Source organism: Paenibacillus sp. PastM-3 (assembly GCF_029893965.1).
Classification (GTDB): Bacteria; Bacillota; Bacilli; order Paenibacillales; family Paenibacillaceae; genus Paenibacillus_AQ.
The window spans coordinates 352,374-377,733 of record NZ_JARXXP010000003.1; the positions used below are offsets into that span (position 1 = coordinate 352,374).

Below are 25,360 nucleotides of genomic sequence, written 5' to 3' on the forward strand. Positions count from 1 at the left end.
GTAATGTAAATCCCATGAATGTAATTTCCATGCCTCGGGTGTGATAGGTACCAGGGTAATGTTCAACTGTATTTGATGAAGGGGTTGTTGTTAATGGCTGAGCATCTGAATAGAATTCTGGTGGTGGATGACGAGGAGCGCATTCGCCGCCTGCTAAAAATGTATCTTGAAAAAGAAGGCTACGAAATCGACGAAGCAGAAGACGGCGAAATGGCTCTGCGCAAAGCAACAGCCAATGATTACGGTCTGATCCTGCTGGATGTGATGCTGCCGGGAATCGACGGGATCGAGGTACTGACAAGGCTTAGAGGCGTCAAATCTACTCCCGTTCTAATGCTGACCGCCAAGGGTGAAGAAATCAACCGTGTACAGGGCTTTGAAATGGGAGCCGATGACTATGTGGTTAAGCCGTTCAGCCCGCGTGAGGTGATTTACCGCGTCAAGGCCATTATGCGCCGCTCTTCGGCTACGGCCTTTTTATCCAAAGAGAGCAACTCTAGCAATAATATTGTGTTTCCGCATCTGATTATTGAGCATGACGCCCACCGTGTAACGGCAGGCGGCCAGGAAGTGAGCCTGACGCCGAAGGAATATGAACTGCTTCATTATCTGGCGATATCACCGGACAAGGTATTCTCTCGTGAGGAACTACTCAAGGATGTGTGGAATTATGAATTTTTCGGAGATTTACGTACCGTGGATACACATGTGAAAAGACTCCGCGAGAAACTGAATAAGGTATCACCGGAATCGGCAGCAATGATCACCACAGTATGGGGAGTTGGCTATAAGCTTGAGGTACCCAAATAGGTGAGCTTCTGGAGAAGCTTGGTCGGCAAGCTGTGGGTTACGATCATCTGCCTTGTTGCTGTTGTACTCATTACGGTAGGGTTGTTTCTGCTCCCTTACATCGACAGCAACTTCGCCAATTCCGGGGCGATCAAACGTTTATTTATGTATGCCTGTATGATCGGGTTTTCATTAACAACGTTTTTTGCGTTGTTCCTGTTCACCAAAATTACACAGCCGATGCAGCAGGTCATTGAAGCGGCCAACAATATCCGCCGCGGACAATACGGCACCAGGCTGAAGCTCCGTACCAGTGATGAGATCGGCCAGCTGGCCACCTCATTCAATCATATGGCTGCAGAGCTGGAAGAGAACATCCGCAGCCTGAATCATGAGAAAGGGCACTTGTCCAGTGTGCTTCGCAGCATGACTGACCCTGTGATTACCTTTGACGATGAGGGTCATATCATCCTCACCAACCCCCATGGTCAGAAACTGCTGGAAACCTGGAGCGATTTGAACCTGGAGGATCAGGAGGAGAGCGATGCCGGGCAGGAGTCGAAGCTTGCGGCTTTCAGCGCAGTTCCGCTTCCGCTGCGTCCTTTATTTATGGATACACTCAGCCAGGGCGGGGATCAGCGTGCCAATGTGCATGTCCGCCAGGGCGTATGGTCCGTTCATATGGCTCCGCTCTATTCGGAAGATCACATCCGGGGTGCTGTAGCCGTGCTGCGGGATGTGACTGAGGAAGTGCGGCTGGAGAAGATGCGCCGTGACTTTGTAGCAAATGTATCGCATGAGATCCGCACACCGCTCTCCATGATGCAGGGCTACAGTGAAGCGCTGCTTGATGGCATGGCTTCCTCCCCGGAGGAGAGAAACGAGCTGGTGCAGGTGATTCATGATGAATCGCTGCGGATGGGCCGGCTGGTCAAGGATCTGCTTGATCTGGCACGGATGGAAGCAGGGCATACGGACATGATGATGGGACAGGTTGATATGGGTGAGCTCCTTGACCGGATCTACCGTAAATTCTCGGTACGGGCCAAAGAACGCGATATTATTCTGGATCTGCATAGACCCGAAGGACCGCTGGTGCTGAAGTCTGCTGATATGGATAAGCTGGAGCAGGTTTTCACAAATCTTCTGGACAATGCTTTCCGGCATACGCCTGCCGACAAACAAATCTCGATTCTGACCGCCTCTGTTGTGCTGGAAGGCCGCCGTTATATTGAGATTGCGATCCGTGATCAGGGCGCCGGTATTCATCCAGATGACCTTCCTTTTATCTTTGAACGTTTCTACAAGGCGGACAAGGCCCGTTTGCGCGGGGAATCGGGCGGTACCGGACTTGGGCTTGCCATTGTCAAAAATATCGTCGAATCACATCACGGACAAATTTTTGCCGCCAGCAAGCTTGGCGAAGGCACGACTTTTACGCTACGGCTTCCTGTCGAAAAACAGTAAATCCGGACTTAGACTGACAGCGCCTCTGAATGCAGAGGTGCTTTTTGTTGAAAGGACTCCTTTAATCTTGTTCATCGTGGAACACAATATACCCGTCACTTTAGGAGGCATTATTCATGATTTTATCATTGGATCAAGGGACTACGAGCTCCCGGGCTATACTGTTTAATCTGGAGGCTGGCATGGTTGCGCAAGGGCAACATGAAATTAAGCAGTTCTTTCCCAGGCCCGGTTGGGTAGAGCATGATCCGGAGCAAATCTGGGAGAGCCAGCTGGCGGCAGCCAGAGATGCGATTCAGGCCAGCGGGATAGCTGCGGAGGACATTACAGCTATCGGAATTACCAACCAGCGTGAAACAGCCCTGATCTGGGACCGGACTACAGGCGAGCCGATATATCCGGCTATTGTCTGGCAGGACCGGCGGACTGCACAGCAATGTGAGGAGATCAAGCGGCAGGGGCTGGACCGGGAAATTGCAGACAAGACGGGGCTGGTTGTGGATGCCTACTTCTCTGCAACCAAGCTGGCCTGGATTCTTGATCATGTGCAGGGTGCACGAGAGCGTGCAGAGCGCGGGGAGCTGCTGGCAGGGACGATAGACAGCTGGCTCATCTGGAAGCTCACAGGCGGCGCTGTGCACGCTACAGACGTGACCAACGCCTCCCGGACAATGCTGTTCAACCTCCATGAACGAAGATGGGACGACCAGCTTATACAAAAGCTGCGTATTCCGCGCTCCATCCTCCCGGAGATCCGTATGTCCGGCGGTGAATTCGGTATAGCGGATGCGGGATGGTTCGGTGCAGCGATTCCGATCTGCTCGGTACTCGGCGACCAGCAGGCGGCGTTGTTCGGACACACTTGCCTTGAGGCCGGCAGTGCCAAAAATACGTACGGGACAGGCTGCTTCATCCTTATGAACACTGGGACGGAAGCGGTTGTCTCCAACCACGGCCTGCTGACAACGGTAGCCTGGGGAATGGGGGACGAGCTGTATTATGCACTTGAAGGCAGCGTGTTTGTGGCCGGGGCAGCCGTGCAGTGGCTGCACGAAGGGCTTGGCCTGATCGAAGGTCCGGCTGACTCTGAGCAGCGGGCAGCTGAAGTAGAGGACAGTGAAGGGGTGGTTGTCGTGCCGGCATTCACCGGTCTTGGCGCTCCGTACTGGGATATGTACGCCCGCGGAGCCGTCTTCGGACTGACCCGGGGGACAACGGCGGGGCATCTGGTCCGGGCAACACTGGAAGCGCTGGCGTTCCAGTCCCGTGATGTAATTGGTGCAATGGAGAAGGATGCCGGCATGCCTTTGACCGGTCTGCGTGTGGATGGCGGAGCCGTCCGCAACAATCTGCTGATGCAGTTCCAGGCAGATATTCTCGGCAGCACAGTGACCCGTACAACTTACGCGGAGACAACGGCGCTTGGCGCTGCTTTATTGGCCGGATTAACCTCAGGAGTCTGGTCGAGAGAGCAGCTCGAGAGCTTTAATAAAGCGGAACGGGATTTCGTGCCCCGGATGGACGGAGAAGAGCGGGAACGCCGTTATAGTATATGGCAGGACGCGGTAGAGCGGAGTATGGGCTGGGAAAAGCATGAGCCACGGAATTAACACAGGACCGGGCTTCAATAACACATAAATACAACAGACAAAAGCAACCTGCAGCAAGGAAAACCTTGTCTGCAGGTTGCTTTTTAGATTTACAGTACATTTTGTTCTTGAAAAGAAGGAACGATCAGCATATTCTCAATTCCCGCTTTACGGCCAAGCCGGGAGAGCTGCATCTTGAGCAGCGGGTTGTTTTCAAGCGCCAAAGTTACCTGCTGAAAGCCATCCGACTTATACATGATGAAGCAGCTTTCCAGCAGGGGCACGACATCCGGTGCGGTGACATTCAGCTTGCGGCAGTCAATTTGCAGGGAATATTCTGAAGTTGTGATGGGATTGACTGTCTGCTGGTAAGCCTGCATTGTTTTGAGGCCATCCTCATTGGAGAAGGTGCCTTCCAGTTGCATATGAACAATCTTACTCACGGAATCTGCTTTCAGAACAAACCTGCCCATTCCTTCCAGCCCCCAAATCGAAAGATATACATTCAGACTGCCATTTCTAAAGTTACTTGATTTCTTCCAAGGTAGCGAGCAGCACGTTGAAGGCGGAGATTACCCGCGGAGCGCCGATTGCAGGTACGAGATGCAGCAGGATGCCTTTGATCTGATCAACTGTCATGCCGACACGCAGTGCCATTACATAATGTACGCCCAGCTGTTCATACTGACCCATCGTGATCAGGGCAGAGATGACAGCAATTTCTTTCCAGTCGGCACCGATTGTGGTCCGCTGAAAAATATCGCCATATGCGTTGCCCATAATATATTCAGCCAGCTCCGGAAAATGCTCTTTAATCGGGGCCAGCTGCTTATTGCCATAATCTCCGGACAAATTCGTAAAATGCTTAAGTCCGCTGTTCACTGAACTTTCCACGTAAAAACCCCCTGAATGATGTTAATTAAAGATTCAATACACGGTGCGCTGTCGGAGGCATTTCGTCACGGTCGGTGAGCAGTTCAATCACTGCTACCTTGTTGGATGCTACCGCTGCATCTATAGCCGCAGCAAATTGTTCAGCCGTTTCGCACTTATAGCCTACAGCTCCGAGAGATTCGCCGAATTTCGCCGCATCCATCGGAACCTCGAAGAGAGTGCCGTCAATTCTGCCGGTCGTCTTTTCCATACCTTTGAGGGCCATATCCAGCTGCATATTATTAACTACAATAAAAATAACCGGGAGATCCTTGCACACAGCAGTATTAATCTCAGCCCCCAGCATCATGAAGCAGCCGTCCCCGGTAATGCAGAAGATGGTTTCGTCGGGAGCGGCAGCCTTGGCTCCGATCGACATGCCGATAGCATTGCCCATGCAGGCAAAGTAGGCATCAAAGATAAAGCTACCAGGCTTCTTGACATTGTACCATTTTACGGCATGGAAGCCGTGGCTGCCGTCATCTACAAAGACGGAGCTGTTATAAGGAATCTGATCGCTTAAAGTGCTCAAGACTGAAGCGATTGAAAGTTTAGGGAGATCAGGCAATTCGTCGCGGTAATTGGCGTCTACTGTTATTTCGTGTCTGACCACACTATCCCGGTCGATATTCTCCAGATAGTAGCTAAGGTTGTCACGAAGATCCCCGCTGACTGAAATGGTTGGCGAATTCAGGATCTTGCCGACGAAGGTAGGGTCGGAATCAAACTGGATCAGCATTGCAGGGTGATTCTCCGCCTTGAGATTGCAGATTGTCATATCACTCAGGCGTGAGCCGAGCACAATATACAGATCGCTGCTGTTCAGCAGATCATCCCCGTGCTTGCAGCCGCCCACACCGACCGGACCGTGATACAGCGGATGATCCCAGGCGATGGCTCCTTTGCCTCCCGGTGAGGTAACTACAGGGATATTGAAGGTTTCAGCCAGCTGCACCAGCTCCTGGTGGGTGCCGGAACGGTTGACACCTTTGCCGGCAATAATCAGCGGGCGCGATGATTCGTTGATTGCGGCAATGACACGCTCAAAATTGCCGGTGCTCACAAGCGGCTCGCGTTCAGGAATAACAATACGGCATTCTTCCAGCATTTCTGTCTGGACATCAAAAGGAATGCACAGATGGACCGGACCGCGTTTGCCGCTGAGGGCAATAGAGATAGCATGATTGAAAATCGTGCTGAAATGATCACCGCGCTCTACCAGCTTGCTGAACAGCGTAGCGGGTCTGAACATATCTGCCAGATCAGCCAGATAAGAGGAGGAATCCTGGCACTGTGGAATTCCGAGCTCTTTAATCGATTGATGCCCTGTAATAAAGAGGACAGGAAGATTGTTAGCCTTGGCATGTGCTGCAGCAGTAAGCAGATTCGTTCCTCCGGGACCCGAGGTTCCGAATGCGACTCCGAGACCTCCGGTTTTGAGTGCATAGCCGGCGGCTTCAAAGCCGGAGCTGGACTCATGTCTGCCCGGAATAAATTCGATACCGTAATCAACCATCTTAAGAGCTATAGGACAAATAGATTTGCCGATAATACCAAAGGAATGTGTCACGCCGAGGCTGCGAAGCGCCTCCGCCATATAATCTGCGACTGTTTTCAAATGCTCCACCCTATCCGTTGTGTATTTTTCTAGCGACTCTTGTGACAATAGAATACCTGTACTCAAATGAGCACAGGCCAGTTGCGGGTATAGCTGTTCAGAACGTAATGGTGCTCACGTCCCGGCTGCAACCTGGCTATCCTGGTCCCAGAAACTGAGACTGTAGATCCATGGCTTTGCGTCATTTCCTTTCGGAGAATTTTGCCATATAAAGTTAGGTCCAATGGATAATATTTCATTGGTTAATTTTACTTTTACAATATATTTTTAAATCTATCATTGTCAATACAATAATGCAGAAAGATACGAAATTTGACGAATTGCAGAACGATTTGGTTAAATATGGAATCATTATCGCAAAAAAGCTGCCGCTCTGTGTGAGCGGCAGCCTTAGGGCCTGAGAACCAATCCTTTAGAATTTGAAAATATGAATGGTTTTTTGCAGCTGGAATACAGCTTGCGTCATTTTGTCGGTTTCATCGGCGACGGATTGCAGGGCGTTAATCTGTTCATTCATTGCAGCTGATACTTCCTCGGTGCCGGCTGCAGTCTCCTGGGTGATTGCGGATATGTTTTCAATGGCGCTGGATATTTTAAGTGCGCTTTCCAGCATCAGGTCACTTTCCTGGGAGAAGGAAGCAATCTGCTCGGTTATGTATTGCACGCTTTGTACAATCTGCGAGAAAATGTGGGCTGTCTCCACGATCAGCTCATTCTGCACCTGTACAACCTCTTCATTGATGGCGATATTCTCTACGGCCTGCTTGATATCGGATTCAATGCTGCGGATGAGGCTGAATACTTCTTTGGTTGAAGCGGTGGATTCTTCAGCAAGCTTACGAACCTCCTGGGCCACAACGGCAAAACCGCGTCCGTGTTCACCGGCGCGTGCTGCCTCAATTGAAGCATTCAGCGACAGCAGGTTAGTCTGCTCGGCGATCTCAGTAATGGACTTGGCAATCAAGGAGATCCCGCGGGCGTTCTGTGAGAGGGCCTCGATGGTACCGGCAACCTTGCCCGTAGCCTCGATATTTTTGCGCATGCCCTCAGCCTGGGTATCTACCGACAGCCGTCCTTGTTCTACCAGTTCAAGCGTATGTATAGAGCGTTTATTCATTTCCTTGGTGGAATGTGTATAGTTGGCTACCTTTGTCTCAATATCTTTAATCGATTCTGTCATGTCCGCGATATCTGCGGAGATTTCATTGGCACCGACAGCAAGCTCGTTAGAGGAGGAGGCAACCTGGGCCATTACGATTTTGAGGCTGTGGTTTTTGTCTTCGATCCCCCTGCTGGCATCCATAACGTGCCGGGTAATTTGTGAGGCTTCGGTCAAAATCTTCTTGAGCTTGTCAATCATGATGTTGAAGGAGCGGCTGACCTCACCCATTGATCCGTTTTCATCAGCCCTGCTTGTAAAATCGCCTTTCGCAATGGTGTGGGTGACATTGGAGAACTCGTCAAAAGAAGATGTAAGCGTTCTCTCGACGAAGCGCGCAAGGGGATAAGTCAGTCCTGCAAGCGCCGCAATGAGAATGATGCCGAGAATGAGTTTGCCCATAACTACCATCGTAATCAATACCGGAACAGCGAACAATGCGGCGACAAGATAACAGCCGGCTACAATTCTCTGTTTTAACGGAAGCTTGGTCATCCAATCCATAATAAAGTTCCCCCTAAAAAAAATGGTGTGTACTGGTATAAGTATAGGGGATTGACGGGGGAACAGTCTATTGTAAAAACTGACATAAAACATCAAATCCCGTTTCCGGCAGAAGTGGAATTACGGGCCATTTCTACATATAAAGCAGAAGTTTCCCGCAAAGCGGTCATCAGGCTGGCTACCAGCTCCTGCGGCTCGGCTGCCACAGCCTCCTGTCCCAGAGATAATATAATTTTACAGGCAGATTCCAGTGTATGGAACTCCGCCTGAGTCTCCATCCAGCCTTCTATGGCAGACTGCCGGGTGGACAGAATAGCTGTATACCGCTCCTGCTGAAGCGAATGCAGGCCCGGGCTGCTGAGCAGCAGGGTGACAGGATAACGGGGCAGCGCTGCCTTGAATGAAGCGGTAGATTGCTCCCAATAGCTCGCCAGATCAAATCCCGGCGGGCGGGTAAATGTTTCCCTGGTTATTTCAGCCCTCGTAATCCGCGAAACCCTGAAGGTCCGCATTTCGCCGCCGCACTCGGCAGCAGCATACCAGACCCCGCGTTTGGCTACCAATCCCAGCGGGGCAATCTTCCGTTCCTTTTGTTCACCGTTGTTGCTGTAAATCATGGAGACCATCCGGTCTGTCCATACTGCTTCCTGCAGCAGGGGAAGGTAAGGATAAGCTTCGCCGGAAGGGTGCCAGCCTGCACCGTCAATATGGATGCGCTCAGTCAGGAGCTGGAGCGGAGAATCCTGCGGCTTGGCTGCTGCCGCTGCTTCCAGCTTTCGGACTGCAGAAGAAAAGTCCTCCTGAATCCCCAGCGCCTCCAGAACAGCTGTGTCCGCCGTCAGAAGCAGCGAGCCGATCTCCCGGGGCTTCATGCCTGTAAGCGTGGTTCTGTAGCCCTGGGGCAGCATCCAGCCGCCGTCCCGGCCTCTTTCTGCAATGACAGGAATACCTGATACACTAAGCGCCTCCATGTCACGCATAACAGTCCTTTCGGAAACGTCAAGCAGCCCGGCCAGCTCACGTGTGCTTATCTTGCCGCGGGCCTGCATCAGAAGCACTATGGATAATAAACGGTCTGCCCTCAATTCGTTCTCCCTCCTTAACCCTGCTTTATACTGAACTGCCGATTAACAGTATATCATTTATATATGACAATGGGTGACATATATACCGGATATAATGATTAATGACAGCAGGAAAGCACATATTATGAATGAAAACCGGAGAGGAGCAGGATTAAAGATGACACTGCAAGGAAAAGTGGCACTGGTTACCGGCGGAAGCAGAGGGGCGGGGAGGGGGATTGCCATCGAGCTGGCCCGCGCGGGGGCATTTGTTTATATCACCGGCAGAAGCACGGGACCACAGCAGGCCGGACAAGTAAAGGGGACAATAGATACAGTCTGCAAAGAGATTCTGGAGACCGGCGGTGAAGCGGCCGCAATCCGCTGCGACCATTCAAATGACCGGGAGACGGAGAAGGTAATCCGGCAAATTACCGAGGAAAAAGGCAGACTTGATATCCTGGTTAATAATGTATGGGGTGGAAATAAGCTGCCGATCGGCCTGGAGCCGTTCTGGGAGCAGCCGCCGGCGCACTGGGACAATATGTTTGAAGCAGGAGTCAGGGCGCAGCTGATGACAAATTATTATGCGGTTCCTCTGATGCGCAAGACTAAGGACAGCGGCGGACTGATTATCCATACGACATTCTGGGACAGGGATAAATATACGGGGAATTTCTATTATGACCTGGCCAAAAATGCGCTAAACCGTATGGCTTACGGTTTGTCCGTTGAGCTTGCTGCCGACGGGATTGCCGTTATACCGCTGTCACCGGGCTGGATGCGGACCGAGCTGGTATTGGCAGAGTTCGGGACGGATGAAGAGCACTGGCAGGAGGTAGAGGCGCTTAAGAATACTGAATCTACGGCGTATATCGGCCGGGCGGCAGCTGCACTGGCTCAGGATGAAGAGAAGCTGGCCCTGTCAGGAATCCCGCAGCAGGTCGGGGCGCTTGCAGAGAAGTACGGCTTCACAGATTCGGACGGGCGCAAAGTTCCTGTCTTCCGGATGGTTTAATATCGGAAGCACCCAATTGAATGGAAAATGCCCGTCCGGAGCAGCGCTGCCATGAGCGCGTTCCGGACGGGCATTAATTATTTACAGGGGCTGTTCCTACAGCAGAATAACTTCTTCCGCAGTATTGATTTCCGGAAGTCCGGCAAGCTTCACCAGCACATCCTGAGGCACCGCTTTATCCACAGTAAGCAGCATGATCGCTGCTCCGCCGACAATTTTACGGCCTACCTGCATGGACGCGATGTTGACATCATTTTCACCGAGCAAGGTTCCGACGAGACCGATAATCCCCGGCTTATCGTTGTGGGAGATCAGAATCTGGTTACCTTCCGGCGCAATATCAACCGGGAAGTTGTTCACCTGGACGATGCGTTCACCGTAGCCCTGCAGCAGCGTACCGGCTACCAGACGAACTTCATCCGGATCTGCCTTCAGTGTAACGGTAATCAGGTTCGTGAAGCCCTTGGTCTTAGGTGATTTCGTCACGACAACGTTCACGTCACGGGTTTTGGCCAGATGCATCGAGTTGACGATATTGACATCGCCAGCGAAGTGGCGGGACAGCACACCTTTGACGATATAGCGGGTCAGCGGCTGAGTATCCACATCGGAGAGGTCTCCGGCATACTCAACGTTGATTTCACGGATTGCACCGTGGGTAAGCTGGGTTGCGAAGCTTCCCAGCTTCTCGCCGAGCGTGAAGTACGGCTGAAGCTTGTTCATTACGCTTGGAGCAACCGGCGGGATGTTGACTGCGTTGATGAACGGCTCGTTGCGCAGGATATGCAGAACCTGCTCCGATACATCGATGGCGACGTTCTCCTGGGCTTCAACGGTCGAGGCACCGAGATGCGGAGTGACAATGATCTTCGGATGCGTCAGGAATGGATGGTCAGCCTGCGGTGGCTCCTTCTCGAATACGTCAAAGGCTGCTCCGGCAACGATGCCGCTGTCGATCGCTTCAACCAGCGCCATTTCATCAATAACACCGCCGCGGGCACAGTTAACGATGCGCATGCCCTTTTTCATAACCTCGAACTGCGGGCGGGAGATCATGTGGCGTGTTTCAGGTGTCAGCGGTGTGTGTACAGTAATGAAGTCGGCTCCGCGCACGATGTCATCCACCGAGGCCAGCTTTACTTCCAGCTTTTCAGCACGGTCAGCTGTCAGGAACGGGTCATAGGCAAGAATGCTCATACCGAATGCTTTGGCCCGCTTGGCTACCTCGCTGCCGATCCGGCCCATACCGAGCACACCGAGTGTCTTGCCGCGCAGCTCAACGCCAAGGAACGTTTTACGGTCCCACACACCGTTGATGGTTTTGGCGTAAGCCTGCGGAATGTGGCGGGCCAGCGCCATCATCATGGCAAAAGCATGCTCACAGGTAGTGATGGTGTTTCCGTCCGGAGCATTAATAACTACGACACCGCGTTGCGTAGCCGCCTCCAGCTTGATGTTGTCAACTCCGACTCCGGCACGGCCGATAACTTTCAGGTTGGTGCCGGCAGCGATTATTTTCTCGGTAACCGTTGTCTGGCTGCGGACAAGCAGACCGTCATATTCGCCAATAATGGCAATCAGCTCGTCTTCGCTCAGTCCTGTTTTCTTATCCACAATTACATCTTTTGCGTCCATCAATTGCTGAATACCCAAATCGCTGATCGGATCCGACACTAATACTTTAAACATGGTTTCTTATCCCCCTTAAAAGTTAAAAAGCTTAATATGCCTAAGGATGCCCTCGAAAGGCACCCGCAGTACCAGTAGTGGTCAAACAGGCTGGCTGACATTGCCGAAATAACGGGGCAACGCGCTGTCGCATAAAAGAGAAAGGATGCAGCTGTACGCGTAAAGCGGGATATGGGCCTTTTAGACCAATTGTAATGAATCCGGGTAACAAAAAAACTCCCAACCCCATACTACTGCCGTAGTAAGGGACGAGAGTTGTCGTGGTACCACCCTAATTCACTGCAACTGTTCAAGAAGCAGCCTCATTGGCCGTATAGGCCACACTGATAACGGAGATGATCCGATTGCATCTACTATTCGTTCGATACAATATCTCGGGAGCGCTAAAGAACACTGTCCGCCACCGGTTTGCACCACCCACCGGCTCTCTGTAGACTTTCAGAATCTTTGTTCCTTCATCGGTTTTGCTTGATTAATTTTTCATAATGTAACATGGTGATGCCAACTGTGTCAATAGGCTTATTCTGCCTGGACTGCCTTGAAGTGAGCTTTATTTTTCGTTATGATGCAATAGCTGGTTCTACTCATAAAAGAACGGAAGCTGCGGTATAACTTCTTTCCCGTAATACTGCTCGCGCCACTTCATGAAATCCTGCTCCTGCACAGCTCCAGTAGAGATAAGCAGCGTGATGGAGGACTGGACGTCCTTCAGGCCGAGCGAGCTGGCAGTGCCGGAATAGATCATATCATCGATTTTGGCTGTAATATCCTGCGGATCGTAGGCACCGTAGATTTTGCGGTTCAGCATGATATTCGCAACAGTCGAATTTTTAAGCAGAAGAGGCATTTTTTTCCAGGAAACAAAGGACAGCGTCTTAATCACCCCTGTCTCTGCAGGAATGCTGCTGCTCGTTTTGGAACCCCATTTAAGCATGGAATCATAGAAGTCTTTTTGCCCCAGCAGCCCGAACTTGATGGCATTTGCCGTAAAATTGTCATTCTTCAGCGCCTTGGCGGTTTCAGAACCGGAGGTGCCTGCGGTCACCTTGCTCGAAGCCTGTGAGAAGAGCGTCAGGCTTTTAAGAATATTGAGCTGGGACTGTGACAGCAGCGGAGAACTGGTAAACAGGGAATCCTTACTGACCTTGTCGTACTGTTTGTCAGCCAGGAGGCTTAGATTCTTCAGTGTTGCCGCGTTCGTGCGGGCATCTGTGCTGCGCGCCAGATTACCCACTTCGTTATTCCAATTCCGCTTGAATTCCCGATAAGGCAAAAATACGTTATGATAGAAAGCAACAAGATCCTGCTGCTGGTACGACCCGGAGAATTCCTCCAGAGCCCCTTCGGCATCGGTCAGGTGGGCATATTTCGCCTCAGTCTTGTCAGCTCCAACCTTCACTCCCGTAAAAAATGCGGCAAATGCGCAGATCAGGAAAAATAGAAAGCCCAGTGTGTATAACATTTGAGTGCGGGAGTTACGGCTATTCATAATTTAGTGCTCCTTCTTCTGGGGAAATTATCTTATGTAAAAACAAATTAGAACAGGCAGGTTACAATGAAAAAATTCAAATTTGGCAACATCAAGATCAAAAAGGCAGATCCGCAGCAGCTGACAGACAAGCTGCTTCTGCTAAATCTCTATATTACACAGGGCCTTACTTTATTTATCGGTCTGATATGGATATTATTGCAGAAAAGAAATCCCATTGACATATTAAATTTTCCTGACAGCGCACAATTTGTGCTCTGGGGCCTTGGTCTGGCTGGCATTATGCTGGTTGTGGATTTTTTGTTAACACATATTGTCCCGCAGGACAGCATGGATGACGGAGGCATAAATGAGCTCCTGTTCGGCCGCCGCCCGTTCTGGCACATTATTATCATTGCGGCGATGGTTGCGGTGTGCGAGGAGCTGCTGTTCCGCGGCGCCATTCAGCACGCATTCGGCCCTTACTGGACCAGTATCTTGTTTGCGGTTATTCATATCCGCTATCTCCGCCACTGGATTCCGACCGGGTGGGTTTTCCTCAGCAGCTACGGGCTTGGTTATATTTACATTCACACTGGAACATTGTGGGCGCCGATTCTTTGCCATTTTCTGATCGACTTGTTTTCAGGCCTGGTCATCCGCTACAGGAGGGAGTCATGAACGAGGAATTAAGCCGGGTGAAATCCCGCCGCAAGTCCGCTGGGCGCAAAAGCCGGCCTCCAGCCGGTAGCAACAGTAAAACAAAGACAGTCCAGACATCGACTGAAGCGCACCCTGGACAAGGAGCTAAGCCATCGGCAGGCCTCTCCAGAAAAGCGAGATATGCGGCAAGAGGCGCTGAGAAGGCGGATAAGCAGCATAGGGCAGCCGCCGAGGAAGAAGCGGAGACCCCTTCCCGCTCCCAGAGTTATCCTTCACAGCGTGTCCGGTGGAGCAAAATATTTGTCAACACGCTGAGCGCCCTGTTTATCCTGCTGCTCGCATTCCTAGTCTGGTGGGGAATCGAGGGCGCACCTGAGCTGAGAAACTTATGGTAGCCGCCTGGATTATCGGTGCCGCTGCTGCTCTTCTGCTTGGACTGGGCATTATAGGTGCAATCATGGTTTTCTCCGCTTTCGGGCGGAACATTATTGCCGAGGAAATATTCCTTAGCGGCCTGCCAGCGGAATTTGACGGCTTCCGGATTCTGTTTATTACCGATATCCATCGCCGGCGGCTTCCCGAAGCCCTTCTTGCACCGCTGGCCGGAAAGGTGGAAGCCGTCTTTCTGGGCGGTGATATAACGGAGAAGGGCAATCCGCTGACCAGGCTGGCAGATAATATGAAGCTTGTCGCATCCATTGCTCCGGTATATGCGGTTCACGGTAACCATGATTACAAGGCAAAGACTAATCTTGCTGATAATATCATCCGGGCCAGCGGAGCAAGGCTGCTCATGGACGAGAATGTCTTTATTGAGCATCAAGGCCGCAAGCTTCTGCTGACCGGGGTCGACTTCCCGCGGCAGGGGGGCAAAAAGGGGTATGCCCCCCTGCCGGCGGTACCTTCCAGTGAAGCTGCTTACTTCCGGATCATTCTCGTGCATGACCCGCTGTGGCTGTCCAGGCAAGATTCCGTTCCGGCAGACCTGATTCTTGCCGGCCATACCCACGGCGGCCAGGTTGTGCTACCGTTCGGCCTGCAGATGCATGCTGATCCGTTCTACCGTACATACAATGCCGGCGAGTTCACCATTCCTAGAAAAGACGGCAGCGGAGCCGGAGCCAAGCTGCTGATCAGCCGGGGCTTCGGCACTGCGCATCTTCCCGTGCGCTGGCGGAGTCCGGCGGAGATTCATGTGCTTACGCTGCGCCAGGGTGAGGACAGGGGGACGGCCTGAATCTGACAGGCCCTTCGGCGACGTTTTTTTATTTTTATGTATGGTATTATTGTAAACGCAAAAAAGGGGCCCGCGGCAATAGTGCCTGGGATCCCTTTTTTTGGAATGGGGTAAGTGCTTTGTGCTTAGCGCTGCTTGAGCTCGATGCTGCGCGGATCAACAAAGCTGTAGCCTTTGCCTTCAAGCGTAGTCAGAAGCGTGTCGAGCGCCTGGGTTGTCCAGGGGAGCTCATGCATCAGGATGTTGCTGCCGGAATGCAGCTGATCCGTCACGTTTTTGACCAGAGTTTCCGTCTTTGCCGTATCCTTCTCCTTCATCTCCCAGTCGAGTGATCCGACAGACCAGGTCATGTAGAGCATTCCGTTCTCCGCGGCTACCTGCTTGCCGACATCTCCGCCGGCACCGTGCGGCGGACGGAAGAAAGCCGGGGCTTCTCCGGTTATTTCCTTGACAATAGTCTGGACATCCCCGATCTGCTTTTGCACTTCTGCGTAACTTTTATCCTTCAGTACGATGTGATCCCAGCTGTGATTACCGATAATCCCTCCGCGTTCATGCAGCAGCTTCAGCAGCTCGGGATGCTCTTTTACCCTGTATCCGTTAACAAAGAAGATCGCCTTTGCCTGATGCTTGTCCAGTGTATCCATGAGTGCATTGATCATCTCCGCTTCTTTGGGGCCGTCATCGAACGTAAGCAGGACTACCTTTTTGTCCGTACCCTCCTCATTGGGAACAATATCGTAATTTTTGTTCATATGGTATAGCAGCGGAATTTCGGCAGCCGCCGGCTCACTGCTTGGGGGAGTGGCTGTACTGGATCCCGGAGCAGCTGAAGCTGCCGGGGCTATGGTTGCTTTCGTGCCATCCTCCGGTGCCGGACTGGATGCGCTTGGCGCTACGGTGCCTGCGGTATCTTCCGTCGGTGCGGCTGTCACTTCTGCAGCTGCAGCCGGAGCTGTCGCAGTACTGCCCTGTACAGGGTCTTCATCGTTGTTGCCGCTGCAGGCTGACAGCAAAAGGGTTGCCAGCAGCAGGGCTGAGATTGCTTTACCCACTTTTTTCATCTCGCTTTCTTGTTGTTTGGCTGTATGAGCGGGAATCTTTCCGCGAACACTAAGCATGATTTTACCATACAAGGAGGTTAGAGATATGAATACTTCGTCATTTCTGTGCGGAGTTGTGCTTGGTGCAGCCGCGAGTATGATTATGTCCAGAAAACGCAGCGCCATGATGTCCTCGCTCATGCAGTCCGGCGGCCAGCTCCAGGGTGCAGGGGAAAAAGCGCGCGACAAAATTGTGGGCATGGCGTTGACCGGGTTCGGCAGCACGGCTGCTGACGGCTCACATGACAAAGCAGACATAACGGAACACAAGACGTCCTCTCAGACCGGACACAGAGAGGATCCGTCGCTGAAGTCGAGGGAGTCCAACCTGAACATGCTGAAGGATTTCATCCGTACAAATCCCGATGTAAAACATGAAGTGGAGCAGATTCTGAAGGACACGCATACAGTCATACCCGGTTTGTAACCGCAAGTCAGCAGTGCAGAATCATTTTGGGGATGATTCCATCCGCAGAATGATTCTTTTTTTGTTCGAAATGGGGGCATAGTGGTAATGAATGATTAAATATATTTATTTACGTGCATTTAGTGCGCCAAAATGATAACATACTTACATAGTAACCATTTTTGGCTCATTACTCGGGACTCATCATACATTAATATTAAATGAGCTTGCAAAAGGAGGATCCTGTCATGAGAATAGAGCGATTAGGTCAAGATAAGATACGGATTTTCCTCACTTTTGACGACCTGAGCGAGCGGGGCATCCAGAAGGAAGATATGTGGCAGGAAGTTCCCAAGGTGCATGACCTTTTTACGGAAATGATGGACCAGGCGTACAGTGAGCTTGGCTTTGACGCTACCGGTCCGCTTGCCGTTGAAGTGTTCGCATTGCCCGCGCAAGGTATGGTCGTTATTGTGACCCGGGGAAAATATGATCACCATCAATACGGTGGAGCCGGGGAAGAAGAAATGCCTGAAGAGATTTACGAAATGGAAGTTACATTAGAACAAAGCGACTCCATTGTGTATGCATTCCGCGATTTTGAGATTCTGGTCGAAGCGGCTCATGTACTCATCGGCAATATTACTTCCCAAGGAAAACTGTATTCTTATAATGATAAATGGTACCTCTACTTCGATCCGAAGGAATATGAAGAATCTGTGCTCACGGGACTGGTTGCCGTATTGTCCGAGTTCGGTGATTCAACGCCGGTGACAGAAGCTGTGCTGGACGAATACGGAAAGACAGTAATGGCTGAGAATGCTATTGAGCTGTTGTGCACACATTTTAAGCGCCAGGAATAAGAGGAGAGCGGGCCCTGGCATCAGCCGGGCCCCTTTTATCAAAGAAAGACACGGTAGAGAAAGTTTCGGGGGAGGAAGTTTGGTGCTTTTGTTATCGGTCATTACGTCGGCAGTGGCACCAGGACTTGCACTGCTGACTTTTTTCTATCTGAAAGACAAGTACGACCAGGAACCGCTCCATATGGTCATAAAGGTATTTTTGCTGGGACTGCTGATTGTTTTCCCGGTCATGATTATTCAGCGGGGTATGGTGCTCGGGCTTGGAGGCGGAGCGTATGTGGATTCTTTTCTGATTTCTGCCGGAGTCGAAGAATGCCTGAAGTGGTTTGTGCTGTACCATATGATTTACAATCATACCGAATTTGACGAGCCTTATGATGGAATACTATATGCTGTAGCGATTTCGCTCGGCTTTGCAACAATTGAGAATGTAATGTATGCCTGGTACAGCCATGCTACGCTTGGCTCCATGTTTATCAGGGCACTGCTTCCGGTTTCGGGTCATGCGATGTTCGGAGTCATTATGGGCTATCATATGGGCCGGGCTAAGTTCACCAAGGGAAAGAAGCCAAGAGGGATACTGCTGGTATCATTGCTGCTGCCCTGGCTATGGCATGGAATATACGATTTTATCCTCGCCACCATGTCCAACTACTGGATCTGGTTCATTGTGCCTTTGATGGCAGTATTGTGGTATGGAGGCATGGGGAAGGTGGCGCTGGCCAACAGCCGTTCACCGTTCCGTTTTCTGAAGCGTGAAGAAGAGGTTAACCTTTAAAAGAGATGGACACACTTAAATCTACCGGAAAGTTCCGTATTAAGGAATTCCAGAGAGGAGAGAGGTGTCTTTTTTTGCGTGTAAAAGTCCGGATTGTATGCAGACAGTGTGGCGAATCTTACATATTGAGAGGCAGCAAGGAGCAGGGGATCGTCCAGACCGGTTTCAAGCAGTGCCTGTGCAGCAGCAGCAGTGGCTTTGATATTGAAGAGCGTGGCTGACCCAGGCGCTGCTCTGGAAGTAATCTCTTTTATTTTGCTGACTGCATCGGTGCATAACTCTTCTCAGTTATTGTCAAACTAACGGCAATAAGCTACTGAAAGGAGTCTTACAGCCCTATGTACAAAAGATTAAGTGCCATAATGTTCCCGCTTACCGCGCTGCTGCTGGTTGGAGCGCTGGTCTGGGGGTACCAGGAGAACCAGGAGAAAAACTCGATTCTGATTAAAGCGGAGAACCAGTACCAGCGTGCTTTTCATGATTTGTCCTATCACGTGGAACGCCTTCATGGTGAACTCGGGAATACCCTTGCCGTGAATTCTGCCTCAAACGGAATGCACCGTAAAGGTCTTGTTAATATATGGCGGCTGACCAGTGAAGCGCAGAATGAGATCAACCAGCTGCCGCTTACGCTGCTGCCGTTCAGTAAAACCGAGGAGTTCCTGTCCAAAATATCCAATTTTTCCTACAAGGCTGCCGTACGTGATTTTACCAAGAAGCCGTTGACCGAAGGGGAAATGGCGAATCTTATGGCACTCTACAAAAACTCCGGTGAGATCTCCAAGGATCTTCAGGAGGTGCAGAAGAAGGTTATCGGTAAAAAGCTGCGGTGGATGGATGTGGAAACAGCTCTGGCAACCGAGGAAAAAGCCGAAGACAACACGATTATCGACGGGTTCAAGACTGTGGATAAGCGGGTTGCGGCCTACCCTGAGCTGGATTGGGGGCCATCTGTAGCGAGTATCTATGATAAACGGTCTGTGAAAAAGCTCGGCGGCAAGCCGGTCACGGCCGAGGATATCAGAGCCAAGGCGGTGAAACTCGCCGCAGCCGGAGCTAACGCGAAGGTGGACATCCGCGAAAACGGGAAGGGTACCGAATGGGCTTCGTATACTGCAACGGTGACCAGCCAGGACCACCAGCAGCCGGTCACCATGAATTTCACCAAAGAAGGCGGGCTGCTGTTAAGCTACAACGACAACCGTGAGGTTGGGGGGGCCCGGGTTTCACTGGAGCAGGCGGCGGTTAAAGGAGCGGAATTCCTTGAGAAAAAAGGATTTCCCGGCATGACGGCGGTCAGCGCGGACCGGTATGACAATCTGGGGAATCTGACCTTTGTAAGCAGCCGGGACGGGGTGCTGATTTATCCGGAAAAAATCACAGTCCGTACCGGGCTGGATACGGGAGAGCCTACGGGCTTTCAGGCCAGCGATTATGCAAAGGAGCATCAGGAGAAGCGGGAAATTCCCAAACCGGGCTTATCGCTTGAGCAGGCCAGAACGCATCTCAATCCGGAATTCAAGGAGCTGTATCACCGGCTGGCCTGGATTGAGAATGAGGATGCTACTGAGCTGTTGACCTATGAGTTCGGCGGCAAAATCAACGGTTCACAATACCGGATTTACCTGAATGCTGCCGACGGAAACGAAGAAGCGTTGGAGCAGGTAAGGACCTCCTCCGGGGCCCAGGATAAACAAAGATAAAGTATAGTCTGAATGAGGAGGCTCCGCCCCGGAGCGCTCCTCTTTTTTGCGGCTACAAATTTCACCGGGTTCTCTGCAACTTTTACTAACCCGGAGCCAAAAGGCCATGCTATAATCGGTAATGTGCTTAATTACTAACTCTGTGGCGGTGACCGGATTGTATCCCAAAATTAATGAACATCTTTACATACAGGTAGCTTCGAGCGATACGGCTGAGGCTGAGATTGAATACAGGTCCAGAATTGCGGACATCGAGGATGATGCGATTCTGATTGAAATTCCCATGCAGATCGGCAAAGCCCGGCTTAAAAAACTGTTTATGGGAGATGAGCTTTCCGTTTATTTTCTCACTGAAGGCGGGATCAAAAACTACTTCAATACCCATGTTATCGGCTTTAAAGAGGATGTGATCCGGATGATCAAAATCCGCAAGCCGGAAGCTGAACATATATTCAAAATCCAGCGCCGCAGCTTCCTGCGGGTTACTGCAGAGCTTGAACTGGCCGTCAAGGACACGCTTGGCAGCCGGGTTCTAGTCCGTACCGATGATGTCGGCGGAGGGGGAACTTCTTTTCTCAGCGACGGCAAGGTCAAATTTGCGGTTGCCGACAAGCTTAGCTGCTGGATGCTGCTGCCTTACCGGAACGGCAGTATTGAGCACGCCTATTTTGAGGGGGAGATTGTACGGATGAAGCAGCTGGACAATAAACGTAATCTCGTCATGCTGAAGTTCTCGTCGATTTCCGATGCTGAGCGGCAAAAAATTATCCGCTTTTGCTTCGAACGGCAGTTCGATTTCCGCAACCGCTGACCATTTTTGCGTATAATTTTACATATTTAGCCCCTTATGCGGTTTTGCACTGTGTTCCAAACTGTGGTATAATTTTATAAGTCGCAGGCAATGCCTGCTTTTTTCTTGATAAGATCAGCAGGTTCCTCGGGAATTTGCAGCCAGCCGGATTCTCGGCTGAAAGAGTGTTTGAGGAGGAATGCCCCGTTGGACAGGCAGGGTACACATACTTACGACAGAATTAACGTCGCCATCGACGGACCTGCCGGGGCAGGCAAGAGCACTGTTGCCCGATTGGTAGCACGCAAGCTTTCTTACATTTATGTTGATACGGGTGCGATGTACCGTGCAATTACCTGGTATATGCTCCGTGAAGGCATTCCGCCTGAAGACGAGCTTCAAGTGAACCGGATTGTCCGGGATATGATCATTGAGCTCATTCCGGAGGAAGATGTACAGAAGGTGCTGATCAATGGGGAAGACGTAACCCCACACATCCGCAGTCTGCAGGTCAGCGGCCAGGTGTCGCAGTACTCGAAGCTTGAAGAGGTACGTAACAGGCTTAGTCATCTGCAGCGTCAGATGGCGCTCCGCAAGGGAGTGGTCATGGACGGCCGCGACATCGGTACGACCGTACTGCCGGATGCCGAAGTGAAGATTTTCATGACGGCAAGCGTGGAGGAGCGGGCTCTCCGGCGTTACAAAGAGCTGAAGGACACGGAAACAGTGACTCTCGAGCAGCTTGAACACGATATTGCAGCACGTGACCGTCTTGATGAAGGGCGGGAAATATCACCGCTGCGCCGTGCGGAGGATGCCATTCTTCTTGACACGACCTATATGGATATCAATCAAGCCGTGGAAGCCATTGTCTCCCACTGCAGATCTCATGTTGACGGGGAGAGAAATCATTCATGATTTATGTTATTTGCCGTGGATTGCTTCGCTTGATTTATGCCATCCTGTTCCCGCTTAAAATTGTGGGAAGAGAAAATGTGCCAAAGGAGGGCGGGGTACTGCTCTGCGCGAACCATATCAGCCTGCTCGATCCGATGACGATCGGGATCAAGCTGGAACGTCAGGTCAAGTATATGGCCAAGGCCGAACTGTTCGGAGTTCCCGTGCTGGGCTGGCTTATCGGGAAGCTTGGCGCTTTTCCTGTCAAACGTGGCGGCGTAAGCAAAGAATCCATTAAAACGGCCCTTAATACGCTTCGCGGCGGACATGTGATGGGCATCTTTCCGGAAGGAACGCGCAACTCTGATACCGGTGTGGCGAAGAAGGGCGCGGCCAGCTTTGCGCTCCGCAGCGGGGCAGCAGTTGTTCCGGCCGCTATCATCGGTTCCTACAAACCGTTCCGCCGGATGACCGTTATTTACGGGGAGCCCATTGATCTGAGCGCTTTTGACGGAGCGGGCAGTGATTCTCTGGAAGAAGTCACCGATGTTATAATGGGACGGATTCATGAGATGGTCCGGACCGGCAAGCCGAGCGCGAGGTAGGTCCGTAAATTTAAGGTGTTTACAGTTACTGAGGAATAACGGCATAACCGCTATTTTTTGGAACATACTATCGTAATACTGTAAATGTTATACAAGTAGTGATTGTTTTGAACCCTGCTCTTACGCGGGTTTAAATAAATGGGGTTTTGAATCGAGGAGGGTAATCACATGTCTGAAGAAATTAAAAATCAGGAAGCTGCGGCTAATGTTGAGAACAACGAAGCTGTGGAAGCGACAGAAGCTGTGGAAACCGCTGCACCTGTTGCCGGCAACGAAGAAGAAGTGACTAGCCAAGAAGGTTTGGAAATCATTTCTGTGAAAAAAGGCGATACCGTGAAAGGAACAATCGTCAAAATCGAAGATAACCAAGCTTATGTAAGCATTGGATATAAATACGACGGTGTGATTCCGATTCGCGAACTTTCTTCTGTACAGCTGGACAACGCTGCAGCAGCAGTTGAAGTTGGACAGGAAGTGGAATGCAAAGTAGTAAGCGTCAACGACAACAAAGAAAGCCTTGTGCTCTCCAAACGTGCCATTGACAGCGAAAAATCTTGGGAAGATCTTGAGAAGTACTTTGCTTCCCAGGAAGCGTTCGAAGTTACTGTGGCTGACGTTGTCAAAGGCGGTCTTGTAGCTGATGTCGGCGCACGCGGATTTATCCCGGCTTCCATGGTTGAACGCCACTTCGTAGAAGATTTCAGCGACTACAAGGGCCGTACCCTCCGCGTAAAAGTGAAGGAACTGGACCGTGAGAACAGCAAGGTTATTCTTTCCGCGAAGGAAGTGCTGGAAGAAGAATTCGAAGCTAACAAGCAGAAGATCATGTCCGAACTGACTGAAGGACAGATCATCGAAGGTACAGTACAACGTCTGACCCAGTTCGGCGCATTTGTAGATGTGGGCGGCGTTGACGGTCTGGTTCACGTATCCGAGATCGCTTGGAACCACGTTGAAAAGCCGTCCGATGTAGTATCCGAAGGCGACAAAGTTACTGTTAAAGTACTTAAAGTTGATCCGGAAAAAGGCAAGATCAGTCTTAGTATCAAAGCGGCTGCTCCAGGTCCTTGGGATTCCGCTGCAGGCAAAATCAACATTGGCGATGTAGTAACAGGCGAAGTTAAGCGCCTGGTTAACTTCGGAGCTTTCGTTGAGCTGCTTCCAGGCGTTGAAGGCCTTGTGCACATCTCGCAAATTTCCCACAAGCACATCGGTACTCCGCACGAAGTGCTTAAGGAAGGACAAGAGGTTCAGGTTAAGGTTCTGGACTTCAATCCATCCGAGAAGCGCGTCAGCCTCAGCATCAAGGAAACCGAAGAAGCTCCGGCTCCTACGGCTAAACCTGAACGCAGAGAGAGACAGGACAGAGCTCCAAAAGAAGTTCTGAACAATCCTAACGTTTCGCTCAGCAACGAAGGTCTCAGCTTCACATTGGCTGAGCGTTTCGGCGACAAGCTGGACAAATTCAAGGGCAATAACTAATCCCTTAAATTAAGTTTTGCACAGCAGTATAAGAATGCTGCATAAGGCGACTTATGTGCTCTTATATGTGGTGTCATACCGGGTAAAGTAATCGGCGAGCCCTCATCCTGAGGGTTCGCCGATTGTGTTTGTATGGAGTTAGCCAATTGTAATGTTTTTTGCTATGATGAGAAACGTAAGGAAGACAGGAGGAATGGAATATGGCAAGACCCGTTGTGGCCATTGTAGGCCGGCCTAACGTCGGAAAGTCGACGATTTTTAACCGGCTGATTGGTGATAAACTGGCCATTGTAGAAGATAAACCGGGAATTACCCGGGACCGGATTTACGGTATTTCCGATTGGAACGGCAAATCCTTCAGTGTCATTGATACCGGGGGGATTGAAGTGGACGGTGAGGATTTCATCCTTAGATCGATCCGCGTCCAGGCGGAGCTGGCTATCGAGGAAGCGGATGTCATTATTTTCATGTGTGAGGCCAAGAGCGGATTGACGAACGCAGATGAAGAGGTAGCGCAGATTCTGTTCCGGTCCGGCAAGCCGATCGTACTTGCGATCAATAAAGTGGATAACATGAAGCGTGCCGAAGATATCTATGAATTTTATAGTCTTGGTATCGGCGATCCGATCGGTATTTCAGGCAGCCACGGTACTGGTGTCGGCGATTTGCTGGATGCGGTTGTTGAGAAGCTTCCTGATAAGGTTGATGAAGAATACGACGATGATGTTATCCGTGTTGCGCTGATCGGACGGCCTAACGTAGGCAAGTCCTCGCTGGTCAACGCCATTCTGGGTGAAGAACGCGTAATTGTCAGTGATGTAGCCGGAACTACACGCGATGCGATAGATACTCCTTTTGAACGGGATGGCCAGAAGTATGTCCTGATTGATACAGCGGGTATGCGCAAACGCGGAAAGGTTTACGAGAGCACTGAGAAATACAGTGTTATGCGCGCCATGCGTGCTATAGAGCGGGCTGATGTTGTTCTGGTTGTTATTAACGGCCAGGAAGGCATCATCGACCAGGATAAGCATATAGCCGGTTATGCCCATGATGCGGGCAAAGCTTCTATTTTTGTCGTAAACAAGTGGGACGTCGTGGAAAAGGACGACAAGACCATGCAGCATTTTGAAAATACAATCCGTGATCACTTCCTGTTCATGACCTATGCTCCGGTTGTATTCCTGTCGGCATTAACAAAACAGCGCCTGCAGAAGCTCCTGCCGGTCGTACAGCATGTTGCGCAGCAGCATGCCCTGCGGATTACAACCCACCTGGTTAACGATGTAGTGTCCGATGCCGTGGCCATTAACCCGCCGCCTACCGATAAAGGACGCCGTCTGCGCATTAACTACGTAACCCAGGTTGCCGTGAAGCCGCCGACGATTGTGGTGTTTGTTAATGACCCTTCGCTGATGCACTTCTCCTACGAGCGTTATCTGGAGAACAAGATCCGCGCAGCGTTCAATTTTGAAGGCACACCGATCCGCCTCTTTACGCGGCGTAAATCTGATAACGAAAGTTAGGGGAGAAGA

General features: G+C 51.1%; 24 protein-coding genes, 1 riboswitch and 1 other annotated feature. Of the genes, 16 read left to right on the forward strand and 8 right to left on the reverse strand.

Annotated features, from left to right (window positions below; genetic code table 11):
• The first annotated feature begins 93 nt into the window (after positions 1-93).
• The 3 genes from M2108_RS08250 (at position 94) to glpK (ending at position 3,866) form a co-directional block, all read left to right on the forward strand.
• Positions 94-810 carry a response regulator transcription factor gene (locus M2108_RS08250; RefSeq protein WP_068730002.1) on the forward strand — a complete coding sequence of 239 codons (717 nt, stop codon included), beginning with the start codon at positions 94-96 and terminating at the stop codon, positions 808-810.
• Positions 811-2,256, forward strand: coding sequence for an ATP-binding protein (locus M2108_RS08255; RefSeq protein ID WP_277468438.1), 1,446 nt, complete (start codon positions 811-813; stop codon positions 2,254-2,256).
• Between the two features lie 116 nt (positions 2,257-2,372).
• Complete coding sequence (glpK, locus tag M2108_RS08260; RefSeq protein ID WP_277468437.1) at positions 2,373-3,866, forward strand: glycerol kinase GlpK; 1,494 nt, start codon at positions 2,373-2,375, stop codon at positions 3,864-3,866.
• 89 nt (positions 3,867-3,955) lie between these two features.
• Here glpK and M2108_RS08265 read toward each other — a convergent pair whose 3' ends face one another.
• From M2108_RS08265 to M2108_RS08285, 5 genes are all read right to left on the reverse strand, one after another.
• Entirely contained in the window at positions 3,956-4,318 is a 363-nt protein-coding gene (locus tag M2108_RS08265) for a hypothetical protein (RefSeq protein ID WP_277468436.1), read from the reverse strand.
• A 52-nt stretch (positions 4,319-4,370) separates the two neighbouring features.
• Complete coding sequence (locus M2108_RS08270) at positions 4,371-4,739, reverse strand: carboxymuconolactone decarboxylase family protein (RefSeq protein WP_068729994.1); 369 nt, start codon at positions 4,737-4,739, stop codon at positions 4,371-4,373.
• Positions 4,740-4,764: 25 nt separating this feature from the next.
• Positions 4,765-6,405 (reverse strand): thiamine pyrophosphate-binding protein, encoded by a 1,641-nt coding sequence (locus M2108_RS08275; protein ID WP_277468435.1) that lies wholly within the window; start codon positions 6,403-6,405, stop codon positions 4,765-4,767.
• A 114-nt stretch (positions 6,406-6,519) separates the two neighbouring features.
• A riboswitch (cyclic di-GMP riboswitch) is annotated at positions 6,520-6,612 on the reverse strand.
• A gap of 196 nt (positions 6,613-6,808) precedes the next feature.
• The gene (locus M2108_RS08280; protein ID WP_277468434.1) at positions 6,809-8,059 is read right to left on the reverse strand and encodes a methyl-accepting chemotaxis protein; all 1,251 of its coding nucleotides are present in this window, start codon (positions 8,057-8,059) and stop codon (positions 6,809-6,811) included.
• Between the two features lie 92 nt (positions 8,060-8,151).
• Entirely contained in the window at positions 8,152-9,144 is a 993-nt protein-coding gene (locus M2108_RS08285; RefSeq protein ID WP_277468433.1) for a helix-turn-helix transcriptional regulator, read from the reverse strand.
• 157 nt (positions 9,145-9,301) lie between these two features.
• On the opposite strand from M2108_RS08285, the gene M2108_RS08290 reads away from it, so the two are divergent.
• A complete protein-coding gene (locus M2108_RS08290; RefSeq protein ID WP_277468432.1) occupies positions 9,302-10,141 on the forward strand; it encodes an SDR family NAD(P)-dependent oxidoreductase in 840 nt (279 codons plus the stop codon).
• Positions 10,142-10,237: 96 nt separating this feature from the next.
• Here the strand turns inward: M2108_RS08290 and serA are convergent, their stop codons facing one another.
• The gene (serA, locus tag M2108_RS08295; RefSeq protein WP_277468431.1) at positions 10,238-11,830 is read right to left on the reverse strand and encodes a phosphoglycerate dehydrogenase; all 1,593 of its coding nucleotides are present in this window, start codon (positions 11,828-11,830) and stop codon (positions 10,238-10,240) included.
• Between the two features lie 241 nt (positions 11,831-12,071).
• Positions 12,072-12,298, reverse strand: a binding site (T-box leader).
• Between the two features lie 112 nt (positions 12,299-12,410).
• Positions 12,411-13,319, reverse strand: a complete 909-nt coding sequence (locus M2108_RS08300; protein ID WP_277468430.1) for a hypothetical protein — start codon at positions 13,317-13,319, stop codon at positions 12,411-12,413.
• Positions 13,320-13,385: 66 nt separating this feature from the next.
• Here M2108_RS08300 and M2108_RS08305 point away from each other — a divergent pair, with 66 nt between their 5' ends.
• From M2108_RS08305 to M2108_RS08315, 3 genes are read left to right on the forward strand one after another with little or no spacing between them, the layout of a single operon-like run.
• Positions 13,386-13,979, forward strand: a complete 594-nt coding sequence (locus M2108_RS08305; protein ID WP_277468429.1) for a CPBP family intramembrane glutamic endopeptidase — start codon at positions 13,386-13,388, stop codon at positions 13,977-13,979.
• A complete protein-coding gene (locus M2108_RS08310) occupies positions 13,976-14,356 on the forward strand; it encodes a hypothetical protein (protein WP_277468428.1) in 381 nt (126 codons plus the stop codon). The genes M2108_RS08305 and M2108_RS08310 overlap by 4 nt, the downstream gene beginning before the upstream one ends.
• Positions 14,350-15,198, forward strand: coding sequence for a metallophosphoesterase (locus M2108_RS08315; protein WP_277468427.1), 849 nt, complete (start codon positions 14,350-14,352; stop codon positions 15,196-15,198). Before M2108_RS08310 ends, M2108_RS08315 begins: the two co-directional genes overlap by 7 nt.
• Positions 15,199-15,323: 125 nt before the next feature.
• Here M2108_RS08315 and M2108_RS08320 read toward each other — a convergent pair whose 3' ends face one another.
• Positions 15,324-16,262 carry a polysaccharide deacetylase family protein gene (locus M2108_RS08320; protein ID WP_481856864.1) on the reverse strand — a complete coding sequence of 313 codons (939 nt, stop codon included), beginning with the start codon at positions 16,260-16,262 and terminating at the stop codon, positions 15,324-15,326.
• An 85-nt stretch (positions 16,263-16,347) separates the two neighbouring features.
• On the opposite strand from M2108_RS08320, the gene M2108_RS08325 reads away from it, so the two are divergent.
• The 9 genes from M2108_RS08325 (at position 16,348) to der (ending at position 25,351) form a co-directional block, all read left to right on the forward strand.
• Positions 16,348-16,728, forward strand: a complete 381-nt coding sequence (locus tag M2108_RS08325; protein WP_277468426.1) for a hypothetical protein — start codon at positions 16,348-16,350, stop codon at positions 16,726-16,728.
• Positions 16,729-16,955: 227 nt separating this feature from the next.
• On the forward strand, positions 16,956-17,570 hold the full coding sequence (locus tag M2108_RS08330; RefSeq protein ID WP_277468425.1) for a genetic competence negative regulator: 615 nt from the start codon (positions 16,956-16,958) through the stop codon (positions 17,568-17,570).
• 82 nt (positions 17,571-17,652) lie between these two features.
• Positions 17,653-18,348 (forward strand): glutamic-type intramembrane protease PrsW, encoded by a 696-nt coding sequence (gene prsW, locus M2108_RS08335; protein WP_068729972.1) that lies wholly within the window; start codon positions 17,653-17,655, stop codon positions 18,346-18,348.
• 338 nt (positions 18,349-18,686) lie between these two features.
• Positions 18,687-20,051: a germination protein YpeB gene (gene ypeB / locus M2108_RS08340; protein ID WP_277468424.1), complete on the forward strand. Its 1,365-nt coding sequence runs from the start codon at positions 18,687-18,689 to the stop codon at positions 20,049-20,051.
• Between the two features lie 157 nt (positions 20,052-20,208).
• Entirely contained in the window at positions 20,209-20,862 is a 654-nt protein-coding gene (locus M2108_RS08345; RefSeq protein WP_277468423.1) for a flagellar brake protein, read from the forward strand.
• Positions 20,863-21,048: 186 nt separating this feature from the next.
• Entirely contained in the window at positions 21,049-21,759 is a 711-nt protein-coding gene (cmk, locus tag M2108_RS08350; RefSeq protein WP_277468422.1) for a (d)CMP kinase, read from the forward strand.
• Complete coding sequence (locus M2108_RS08355) at positions 21,756-22,343, forward strand: lysophospholipid acyltransferase family protein (protein WP_277468421.1); 588 nt, start codon at positions 21,756-21,758, stop codon at positions 22,341-22,343. Before cmk ends, M2108_RS08355 begins: the two co-directional genes overlap by 4 nt.
• 168 nt (positions 22,344-22,511) lie before the next feature.
• Positions 22,512-23,825 (forward strand): 30S ribosomal protein S1, encoded by a 1,314-nt coding sequence (gene rpsA, locus M2108_RS08360; RefSeq protein ID WP_244157839.1) that lies wholly within the window; start codon positions 22,512-22,514, stop codon positions 23,823-23,825.
• A 200-nt stretch (positions 23,826-24,025) separates the two neighbouring features.
• The gene (gene der, locus M2108_RS08365) at positions 24,026-25,351 is read left to right on the forward strand and encodes a ribosome biogenesis GTPase Der (protein WP_068729962.1); all 1,326 of its coding nucleotides are present in this window, start codon (positions 24,026-24,028) and stop codon (positions 25,349-25,351) included.
• Positions 25,352-25,360: the final 9 nt, after the last annotated feature.